The sequence below is a fragment of the candidate division TA06 bacterium genome, from assembly GCA_004376575.1.
Lineage (GTDB): Bacteria > Hydrothermota > DG-26 > E44-bin18 > E44-bin18 > E44-bin18.
Map to the genome: position 1 here is coordinate 16788 of SOJN01000138.1, position 10999 is coordinate 27786.

Consider the following 10999-nt stretch of genomic DNA (forward strand, 5'->3'; position numbering starts at 1 on the left):
ACCCCCATTTCATTTGGTGGAAGTCTTCTGCCCGAGTTTTTCTATTGATTTAAGTGCAAGATCAACCGGCAATGGCCCTGTTGCCAGCATCCCCCATATGGACTTCGCTTCCTTTATTGACGAGAGACCTCGAATCCTCACCATGTTTCCACTGCTGGCACCCCTCACGATTGGTGCAGACACAACCTTGCCATCTATGAGAAAGGCCATGGGATTTCCAATGTGACGTCCAGTCGCCTCTTCAAGTCTCTCGGCCGCTTCGGTGGTGATTTCCATTTCCACTATGGGTCTACTGAACTCATCGTATCCAAACGATGCGCCCTTCAGATCATCATTCGTCAAGAGCACATCCAGAAGAATCAGAGGCTTGGTCATATTCCCCTGCTCAAATCCCAAATCTGCCTCTGGCCCGTAGGTGCTCTTCACGACCTCCTCTGATAATCTGAAGACCGGCCCCTCAGGCCAACGTGCAAGCCTCACCGACAAGCTCCCAGGCCTGGACACCAGTCGAATAATCTCAGCTCTGTCCCCAAACGATTCAAAATTTATTTTCAACCTTTGATTTGTTCTTGATTTTAATCGAACACCTTTCAAGCCAATCCAGGAGAGTCGGGCCCCCAAAAGACTCCCTGTAAGGGTCATACCACCATTTTGACTCCCTCTTGCCACGAACGTCGCTTCATATGCGTGTCTTACGGGGACCTCGATCGAAAGCGGTGAATTGAAATCAAAAAGAGACATATTCCAGAATATCTTCTTGTCTTCTGAATCCACCCTCACCTTCACCGGAAGACCCGTCTTCTCACTCACCCACATCCTCCCCTTGAGATCCTTCTCCATCCTGGGGTCAAGAAAGGCTAAGTTGGGCTCAAAGCTGAATCTTCCTGCCCGCCTTCCCCCAATTCTATCCTTACCAATATACTCAAAATTCCCCAGAGCGACAGTCCGTTCCAGCTGCCGAAGAGGGTTGATCTCCTCGCTCGCCGCCTCCTCCACCCACGTTCTTGTCTCAGGATCAAAACGGAACTGTCGGTCACCAGATGTTATTACAGTCAACTCCTCCTTGTTGCCGGCGAAACTCCAGTAGCCGCTGACACTACTCATATCAGGGAACAGATAGCTCCCCTCGAAACTCCCTTCCACATCTACCAGGCCGCCCTTCCGTTCAAACTTCAGTCTGAACTTGAAACTTGATTGGTTCTCGAGTTTAAGAAGGGACTCCAGGGCAAATGCCTCCGTCTTTTTCAACTCCTGGTCCATCCTACTGATAGGGCCTCTCCTAGCACATCCCACAAGAAGGACAATCACGATGAGACAGAAACAGATCAGACAGACTCTTCTACCCACGCTTCGCCCCCCGAGCGGGTCCCAGGGCTTTCCTGATCCCCTCTGCCTTTCCATAGCAGACCACAGCATCTTTGAGCCTTAACTTCATGTCCGCCCTTGGAGCCGGAAACACCTTTCCTTCCCTCTGTATGGCTATCACCAGCACATCATTTTCCCTGAGTGTCGATTCTTTCAAGCTCTTTCCTTCATTGGGTGATTTCTCGTCAATAGTCACCTCAGCCACAACATACCCCTCAGCCATTCTCAATAGCTCATCCAGCCGCTGGCTTTCAAGCAGACCTGAGCTCTCGATTCTCCTCTCTACTATCCTTGCGAATCTTCTCATCAATCCTTTGTTTGACATCAGTTTGTAGAGACAGTATAGGGCTATGAGAAGCACTGCAACTCTCACCAGTAGAGCCGAACCGGCAGCCCGCATGGAAAACGCGAATGCAGCGATGACGGAGACAAACCCTGCATTACCCAATATCATCAGCGTCATTATGATTCTTCTTCTGTGTTCGTACTTGATCACTTCTTCAGAGTCTCTGGTTGTGAATCCCGTCCCGGTGAAAGCCGAGAGTGCCTGGAATCTAGCTTTCCTTGCTTCCACCCCTGTCATCTCCAGGGCCACCGCTGCTATCCTTACCACCACCGAGGAGGCTGCGATTACCGCAATCATCACCAGTATTGGCGCCATAACCTCACCTCCAATCCTGTCTTTTAGAATTCACTACCAAGAGTGAAATACCAGTGAGTATCCTTCGATATATCAGAAAGGTCTGTGCTCTTTGCGGCGTCAAGCTTGAGCACCAGAAACGAAATCCTCATTCTCACGCCAGCACCAAACCCAATCTTCAAATCCTGGAGTTTGAACACACCCTCGTCTTCCTTGCCAACCCTGAACGCTCGCCAATCATCAGTGGCTCCTCCCACGTCGAGGAACAGTGCTCCTCTCACACTCCTGAAATCGAGAGGAAGGGGAAAAGCAAGTTTAAGGCGGTCAACAAAAGGGTATCTAAATTCTGTGTTGAGAAAAGCCACCTTGGTCCCATAGAATTCATAGTCGTCGTACCCCCTCAGGGTCTGACTCCCTCCTACCCAGTACCTTGCAGTTTCTGCATCCTCTCCACCACTCACTGCGCCAACGAGGCGCAAGGCAAAGCTGTACCTTCTCTCCACCTTCAGATACTTCCGCATGTCTGCCACAACTGTGAAATAGTTGAGGCTGCGCTCAAAAATGGGAACTCCCGTCCCGACGCTCAGCCTCACGCGTGAACCATCTATTGGCCCGGTGAAACCCCACATGGCAGTATCATGTACGTAGCTGATCCCTGGAAATATCACGTACACCAAGGGATATTTGAACTCCTCCTCCTGCCCCGGTCTAAACACAAGGAACTTGTCCTCTATTGCAAAAACATCAAGCTCTGCTTCAATCCGGTTGAACATATTCATGGGATAGCTGGCTACGCCCGCAACACCGAAGGTCCTTTCCACCAGAACTTCCGCCATCCCCTCACTGAGGCTCTTCAAGTAGTAATTCTTTTCCTGAAATATGCTCATACCGAAATCGATTCTCCTCGGTAGATACCAGTAGCTGAGGTAGAAATTGGATTCCAATATGTCTCCAAAAAGGTCTGACACCAAGTATATCCTGTGATTGCCGAGTATGTCGCTTACTGCTATCTGTGTCTGACCAGCAAAGCCGTACTCCGTGCTGTAGGAGAAGCCGCCGGCAACCCAGTCCGGTGTGAACACAAGACCTACCCTCTCTTTCTCTGGCAGTTCTCCATTTTCATCAAACTTTTCATCCCTGAATGCAAACTTGCTCTCCCCCTCGGGGGCCAAGGCCTCCAGCTCAAGCGGCTCCTTGAGCACGAATATGTCCCATCCACCATTCCTGAAGGCAGAAAGGGCGACCCTTTTTCCACTGCTGGATGCTGATACGTTGAATATTCCTCCCAGTACATTGGTCAGTCTTACTGACAAAGTGTCTGCTGAAGGTTTGTAAAAGAGATCTTTCACTCCGGAAAAATCGGAAATGTAAAGAATCGAGTTATCGTCGTCTATGATCTGTGGCGATGCGGTCAAACGGGACCTCTGTGTGACTCTGATGATGTCGTCTCCTTCATGAGACATGAAAAAGACCGCATATCTCCCGAAGGCCCAGATCGAATCAAACGTGTCGGGTCTATCTGAACAGAATACTATCGTCTTCGCATCTTTGGACCAGCCAGGGTCCCTATCATCGTAGCGATCGTTGGTGAGTCTCTTAAGCGAACCATCCTCTATGACTGTCACATATATGTCAGAGAATCCGTCCGCCAATCCGACCAACGCCAACCGCTTTCCGTCCGGAGAGAAAGATGGAGAAAAAAGACCATCAAGATCGAACTGTAATTTTCTTTCCACTTTGCCACTTGTTGAGCTGACCACATAAAGCCTGTCCTTCGCCCCAGCCTTTGCCACAAACGCGATTCTCTGCCCATCGGGACTGAAGGAGAGCCCTGCCCTGCCAATGTGCATCGATTCGAATCCACTTGATGTTTCTCCCCTTACCAGCCGCTTCAGTATTTTCCCATCAATTGCAGAGGCCAAGTATAGATCTGTTCGTCCAGTCCTATCTGACAGAAAAGCGATTCTATCGCCATCTGGGGAAAGCGCCGGGCCTGTGTTGAAGACTCCACCATCGCGCATGTGATCTGTCAACTGCCTTGCTGTTTCGACTATCTCTTCCTTATCTGATAGAAGCGGCCAATACTTCTTCCTCAGAGACCTCCTCCAGTCTTCATCAAGTTTCTTTATGGATAGCCCCAGGGAAGATTTGATTGCCCCTTCTAACCCCCCTGAAACGTTGATACTGTGGAGTATCTCACCTATCTTCTTTCTCCCATATTTCTCTGCAATGAAGTTGTAGATGGACTGACCTTCCTTGTACACGGCATATCCACCGGTGTATGCCAAATCTGGTATGGAGATGACTCTCTGGTTGATGACCAGGTCTCTCATGAACATGTCTGAGTTTTCATCCCACCCGATCGACTCAAACTCCGCCAGGCCTTCGAAAACCCACAAAGGAATTTCCATCGTGTACAGAGGACGGGAAAAGATCGACCCGGCGCCGCTTCCAAAGAGAATGTCAAAGTGGAAGGAGTGTGTCAGTTCATGAACCAGAACGTGACGGAAGTCCTCGTAGGATCCTGTAAAAGGAACGACTACTCTGTTTTTGTAGAGTTCCGTGAAACCACCGACCGACTCCTCGATCAATTCCAATATTATGTTCGTCTGCTCGAAATCGTTGTGAGAGCTGTAGATGATTATTGGAATCCTTATGCTCATTTCATGGTCAAGGTCAGACTCCAGGGCTCCATACGCATTTTCAAGTATCTGCCGCGCAAACCTGACTATCTCTTCCTCGCCCTGATAGAAGTAGATGTCGAATTCTTCACACTTGACCATTCTCCAGTCGAAGTTCTTGTACTGTACCTTGTTCTTGCCAAAGCCCCAGGCAAAATCACGGACGGATGCGAAAAAAAAGACCAGAACAAGTGAAATGAAAACCACACAAACCTTTTTCACTATATCAGCCTCCCCAGGACAAAACCGAGAATAACACCAACCAGAAAAGAGCTTATGAGAACTCTAGACTTCATGACGTCAATTTTGTATCCCCGCCTCAGAGCGAAGAAAGTCACCAAATAGCCAATGCCGTTCACAACTAGTATGAAAGGAAGAGTAATCGCCTTCACAATCAATGGGCCAATTATCGGTACGGCACCTATCAGCGCGATTGCCCCACCAAAAGCCTGTGTCGCCAGGCCAAACACTATCACCACTGCCGCCACCACCTTCTTGTCCCATCTCAGAAAAATACTGACAACGATAATTCCGGCTATGATTGACCATATGAGTGCTGCCCTCCAATAGGGTCTGAAGAAAGACTTCAGACTCTTGGGCATCTTCCCTTTCTGTGTTTTGTCAGATACCAAAGTCATTCCCCGCCCCGCCCGGCTCGTTCCACGACCTCGACACTCGCAAGAACAGGTCGAAAATCACGTGGGCGTTCTCACAGAGCTCCATCAGCACCATACTTCAGTTGCCCCTCACTTTTCCCCTCCTGGAAAACAATAGGAAAAGGGCCCCGATGTCTAACAGGGCTAAGCCTGTCCTGAATGGCCAACTCGCCTTCTCCCTGAGGAAACCCAGTTTGGAACGCGGGCCCCCTTCTGCCCACTCCCTGCCACCGCTGAATCCCAACTGAAAGATGGAAACACCGGCAACCGTCACGGGGGAATCAGACACTACGGTCAAGCTCTCTGAACATCCTTCCAAATCAAGAAGCAGAGTGGATCCACACTCAAGAAGATTCCCGTCTTCTCTGTATGAAGCTGTGAAACTATCAAGAGTGACCCTTGCAAATCCTAGCTCTCGAGGCTGATCAAGAGGCAGCATGGCAACTCTGGCAAGTCCTGCAAACATCTCGACAATGGCTGCCGTCAGAACAAGGAAAGCTCCGGCGGCAACCAGAAATGTCCCTCTGCTACTCCTTCCTGATGCACCTAATCTCAAGAAGGCAATGGAACCCAGGACGGCTGTGAGACAGACAGAGAGGAACACTCCAAAGGATGCAGGATTACTGTAACTCACCCTGTATACCCTGACCGCGTGCAGGCTCGCCGCAAGAACACCCACCAACAGAGCCAACCTTGTCCAGAATCGGTAGTTCAATTCCTATCCCCTCACTACAAGACCAACCCTGAATCCCGAAATATCGTATCCAGGCTCGATAATGAGCTGAACCCTTTTGCCACTTGGAAACTTCTTTTCCTTAGACCTTGTAATCATAATCACATCCATTGCGCTGGCCAGCCTGTTGAGGAGAGCAAATCCGGTCGCATAGATGGCAAACTGGAACGCATCCTTCGACTCTTTCCTTAACCTTCTGAATTCCTGTATGGCCCCACTGCCTTTCCACGACCACCCCTCGCTGCCAGTATAAATGTGCCGCTCGATGTAGCTCTGCTGTTTTTGCTTATCTCCTGGATAGAGTGCGCGGGCATCCTCTCTCATCTTTTCATTGTATTCTTCGTTACTCCTACTCCATTCGACAGCACTCCAGTACTCATCGGAACCCATGCTCATATCCGCGCCTGCATTGGCACCAGCAAGAAGCTTATAGCTATCCCTCACCCTTCTTCCATGATAGGTGAAAACCGCATATGAGGCCCAGGTGGCAAGCTCTATCCCGAAGAAAACCTTTGAGTTGCCTTTTGAGCCGAGGTAGTATTCCCCTGCCCCTGGCACGGCGGCAGACAGGAAAAGCGCCAGTGGGCCGGACTTCTCGCCCCTCTCATCTTTCACTCCATGGCCTATCTCAGGAGGGTATCTATCCGAACTGATGGTGGAGTTGACAATTCTTTTCCTCATCATCTTATCAATCGTTTCGGAAGAAGCGCTCCCCACAAGCACCAACGATAGAACGAGTAGTAACACAATTTTCTTCATCTCTCACTCCGGCTTCAAAAGTTGGACATTCTATCCTGTAATCATTTTACTACGGCGAACTTCTTGGTTCTTACCACCTGCTTACCGCCAGCGGCCACTTTCACTCTCAGCATATATACTCCACTGGCCAGGCCCTGGAGGCTGAGAAGATTGTCGTTGGGGCCTTGATTTATCGCCCCCTCCATCTCCCTCACCAGGTCACCAGCGATATTGAACACCTTTATGTCAACGTCCGTAGCTCTCTCGCTCAGATCGTACCTGACCCAAATCCTACCTTCGGTCGTGGGATTCGGGTAAGCGTAGAACTCGCGCAGGGGCACCAAATCAGCATACGGCCTGCGACTGGGAGTAAAGTTAAGATAGGTGCCGCTATGCTTCGCATCTCTATGCATCATCGGCCACACTGCCAAAGATGCATCTCCGGGTGCGTCCCAGACATGGATGAAACCGTCGTCAGAACAGAGTATTATCTCTATGTCCCCATCTTCGTCCAAATCAAAAAGCGTCGGGGTGGAATAGACGGTATCACCTGCAGCAATCGGGAAACCGGGCAGAGCCTTGCCAAACCTATCATAGCCAAGAACCAGATCATCTGGGGATCCTATTAGTATGTCCAGATGGCCATCGCCGTCTATGTCTCCGATGACCGGAGAAGACTGAAGACCTACCGTCGAGTTCGTTTCCATCGGGAAATATTGGACTTGAGCTCCGTTCCTGTTCAACCCATAAAGCTTGCTTCCAGCGGCGAATATTACGTCTAAGAACCCGTCTTCATCGATGTCCGCTATTGCCGGCGTGCTAAAGAAGTTCGTGTCCGGCAGAGCAACGCACCACTCCACGCCTCCTGTATCATTCACGCAGCACACCCTCCCGTCACCCCTCGCAACAACGATTTCCACAAGCCCATCTCCATCAAGGTCAGCAGCAACAGGAGAACTCGTGGTGTAGGTCAAATTGTCCTCCAGGGCAATCCACAGGGTCTCGCCCCGGCTGGATATGGCGAACAGCCGGCCGTCTCCCGAGAGCGCATATATGGTTGAATCTATTACTACTGGCGTGGACATGATCCACCTACCCAGATCGACCGGAAACCCACTTAGCATTACTATCGAGCTGTTGCTGGATCCAAACGCGTAGAGTTTCTTGTTTCCTGCGCCAATGACCACTTCATCCTGACCGTCTCCGTTAATATCGGCCATGACAGGCGCGCACCTTACCCAGGATTCTGTGGCAATGTACTCAGGAAAGGGGTCAGCATATCCATTGCTGTCAGCATCCTGAGAATACCAGATCCTGATATTACCTTCATCTGTGCCGTGAACTATTTCCAGGCCCGGGGTGAGTGTATCGAAATCTCCTATGGCCGTGGAAGAGTATATGGTGTCAGCGTACCACGGCATAACAGCAAAAACATGGTTTGGGTTACCTAGAATAGGAGATCCGTCACTTCTCGCCCCAAACAAGCGAATGCCCGTTGAGGCGACAATTATTTCAGGCTCACCGTCCTGGTCAATATCAGCCACGGTCGGTGAATTTATGTCGAAACGGTAGTCGTTTCCGGAGTAGTTGACCTCAACGGGGAACCCCGGGAAGTTCCAGTCAAAAGAGACATCGAAAGTCATTACGGAATCTGATGCAGAGATATTGTCTATGAAGAGGCGGCTTGAGCCACCAGAGTAAGAGCCTGTGTTTGGTGAACTGAAGGGAGTAAACGCATCGTTGTTTCCTCTATAAAAAACATCGTAGGGAGTGCCGTAGAATGCGGCGTCGAAGTCTCTCACCTGCCAGACATACTTCTCGAAATCCTGAATCCCGTCTGCCTCTTCCATGTCTATGCCCTTGACTCTGCCCATGTTGACCGTATCCCAGAGCCGGGCCGAGTCGTCCATAGCCAGTTCATCCTCAATGTGCCATATGGCAAGTCCTCCCTCTCCGAAATCGGGAGGGAGTGAGAGGTCATAGTCGTCTATCTTGACCAGCACATATATGCTGTCTCCGTCCGTTCTCCAGACTCTGACGCCATTGGAATCAGGGTCTGCGTGGCTTGAGTCGGGGTGAGAGTACGCTATTCTATTCTCTATGAGGAAATACTCGTGCGAGTTCAGGGGTACCCTGTAGACTTGCACCACCGAGGTATCGTTTGACGCCCTCATCTTTACTTCGAGGCCGGTAGTATCTTTCTCAATTAGCACAGGGTCAACAAACCCAAGCTGATAGGACGACCACGCGCACAGGTGAGGGGGAACAAGACCGTCCATGTTCCATCCTCCCGTCCCCATAAGAGCCCAGCCTCCAACTCCAATCGTTTGGCCGGAGACATCATAAAGGTCGGGAATGCCCAAGCCCGTTCTCACCGAGCCCAGGGCATGTACCACCTCATGAGCGAGCCCCCCATGCATGAATCCAGAGCAAGGGAAATCCTGAAAGGCAGTCTCAGGATATACGACTACCTCATTCACCGTCTCCGTTCCACTGTTGACCTCAATGTTAAGGCCGGCAAGCATTGCCGAAACGAGATCACAGGGGCTGTCCCAGAAGTAGTCTGTCTGCCACTCCGACCCGGCATGAAAAGCTATGAATATATCATAATCTGAGAACCGAATGTTTATGGGATCATTATCACAGGCCTCCACAGCATCCTCGCAATAACTGTAAAGACCCTCTACATAATTTTCCGGGTCCCCATAGTAGACCATCGTATGGGGAAGGGTGTAGGAAGCGGATTCTCCTTCGGGGACCACATAGTAGTCCAGGTACAGCTTTCCGTTCGACTCATCCAGGAAATAGTTCCTCAACCCCTCGAGCAAAAACTCAAAATAGGTCCTCGTATGAGGAGGGTCGTAGCACAGGTTGTGGCCTCCGTCGTCACTATATATCTTCTCGCCATTACTGTTCAGCGTGAACTGTCCGTTCCCGGTTGTGCAGCTGTCATCGTCAATCTCGAATTGAGCCCGTATGGCAAGAATTCGAACAGTATCCGTCATCTGGGCAACAACTTCAGGTGAGTAGAGCTTCAGTCTCTCCTGCCTTTTTCTGTAAAGGATCCCAGGTCCAAGGGGCCTGCGCAGTATCTCCTTCAATTCAGGATGCTCCTGGATGAGCCATTCCTCCCTCTCTCTGGCAAGTTTGGCCCGCTCACCGCTCACCCGCTTCAGTTCCCTGAACTGGTCCATCTCCATGTCGCCGAATGCACTGATAGCTATCAGAATGGTACCAACTACGAAAAAGAGCGGGAATAACCTGACAATATTCGTAACCTTAGACAATTTAATTCTCTCCTTGTGTTGTTATTTTCCGGGCAATACTTCAGCTTCTGAATAACTTCATCTCGCTGAACACCTACTCAAAGATCCTGCCGCGCAGCCAAACGAAGCTAACAAGAGCGAAGTTTGGCGGAGAGAGAGGGATTCGAACCCCCGATCCACCTCACAGCGGATACACGATTTCGAGTCGTGCGCCTTCGTCCAGCTCGGCCATCTCTCCAAGTCTGAAATCTGGACTTTCATTCGCGCAGACAAAGGAATCAGAAACGAGCTGAAAAGAACTTGTGCTTCTAGGTATCTTTCGATCTCTTTTTCTTGAAGTAATTGCTGATAATACTGGCACACTCTTGTTCAAGTGTGCCGGATGTTACCTTCACCTGGTGATTCAGACACTTATTCTCAACGATGTTCATGACACTCCCACACGCTCCGGCCTTAGGGTCAGCGGCGCCAAAGACGAGCCTCGCCATCCGAGAAAGGACTATTGCGCCAGCACACATAGGGCACGGTTCGATATTCACATACATAGTACAGTCGGTTAGCCACCGTGACTTCAAGAATCCGGCGGCAGCTCCTATCGCTATTATCTCGGCATGAGCTGTCGGATCTTGCAGAGCCTCAACCATATTGTGGCCCCTCCCAATTATACGGTCTTTCCACACGACCACACAACCGATGGGAACCTCATCTCCTTCCTCAGCCCTTTTTGCTTCTGCAAGCGCCTCCCTCATCCATCGCTCATCACTCTCCATTCTCCCCCCTCAACTCCCGTTCAAGTGTTCAAATGTTCAACATTGAACTTTCAACCCTTCGTCTCTTCTCCTTCGCACTTTGTCCTTTGCACTTCGTACTTTGCGTAAGTACGCCCGGGAGGATTCGAACCTCCAACCTATCCCCTTTCC

Annotated in this window: 8 protein-coding genes and 1 tRNA gene; all 9 read right to left on the reverse strand. The window is 50.4% G+C overall.

Annotated elements, in window-relative coordinates; all coding sequences use genetic code 11:
• Nucleotides 1–9 precede the first annotated feature (9 nt).
• The 9 genes from E3J62_11295 to E3J62_11335 all read right to left on the reverse strand — a co-directional run bounded on the left by E3J62_11295 (nt 10) and on the right by E3J62_11335 (nt 10849).
• On the reverse strand, nt 10–1347 hold the full coding sequence (locus E3J62_11295; protein TET44106.1) for a hypothetical protein: 1338 nt from the start codon (nt 1345–1347) through the stop codon (nt 10–12).
• Entirely contained in the window at nt 1340–2026 is a 687-nt protein-coding gene (locus E3J62_11300; GenBank protein TET44107.1) for a hypothetical protein, read from the reverse strand. Before E3J62_11300 ends, E3J62_11295 begins: the two co-directional genes overlap by 8 nt.
• Before the next feature lie 23 nt (nt 2027–2049).
• Nucleotides 2050–4908, reverse strand: a complete 2859-nt coding sequence (locus E3J62_11305) for a hypothetical protein (GenBank protein TET44108.1) — start codon at nt 4906–4908, stop codon at nt 2050–2052.
• Nucleotides 4908–5288, reverse strand: a complete 381-nt coding sequence (locus E3J62_11310; protein ID TET44109.1) for a hypothetical protein — start codon at nt 5286–5288, stop codon at nt 4908–4910. The genes E3J62_11305 and E3J62_11310 overlap by 1 nt, the downstream gene beginning before the upstream one ends.
• A 133-nt stretch (nt 5289–5421) precedes the next feature.
• Nucleotides 5422–6057, reverse strand: coding sequence for a hypothetical protein (locus E3J62_11315; GenBank protein ID TET44110.1), 636 nt, complete (start codon nt 6055–6057; stop codon nt 5422–5424).
• A gap of 3 nt (nt 6058–6060) precedes the next feature.
• On the reverse strand, nt 6061–6834 hold the full coding sequence (locus E3J62_11320) for a hypothetical protein (GenBank protein ID TET44111.1): 774 nt from the start codon (nt 6832–6834) through the stop codon (nt 6061–6063).
• Between the two features lie 41 nt (nt 6835–6875).
• Nucleotides 6876–10100, reverse strand: coding sequence for a T9SS type A sorting domain-containing protein (locus tag E3J62_11325; protein TET44112.1), 3225 nt, complete (start codon nt 10098–10100; stop codon nt 6876–6878).
• Between the two features lie 124 nt (nt 10101–10224).
• A tRNA-Ser gene (locus tag E3J62_11330) sits at nt 10225–10317 on the reverse strand.
• A 70-nt stretch (nt 10318–10387) separates the two neighbouring features.
• Entirely contained in the window at nt 10388–10849 is a 462-nt protein-coding gene (locus E3J62_11335; protein TET44113.1) for a nucleoside deaminase, read from the reverse strand.
• Nucleotides 10850–10999: the final 150 nt, after the last annotated feature.

What these genes read in the sequence shown, in the direction of transcription:
- E3J62_11300 (TET44107.1), bottom strand. Translation starts at nt 2,026, where the DNA reads ATGGCGCCAATACTGGTGATGATTGCGGTAATCGCAGCCTCCTCGGTG.
- E3J62_11310 (TET44109.1), bottom strand. Translation starts at nt 5,288, where the DNA reads ATGCCCAAGAGTCTGAAGTCTTTCTTCAGACCCTATTGGAGGGCAGCA.
- E3J62_11320 (TET44111.1), bottom strand. Translation starts at nt 6,834, where the DNA reads ATGAAGAAAATTGTGTTACTACTCGTTCTATCGTTGGTGCTTGTGGGG.
- E3J62_11335 (TET44113.1), bottom strand. Translation starts at nt 10,849, where the DNA reads ATGGAGAGTGATGAGCGATGGATGAGGGAGGCGCTTGCAGAAGCAAAA.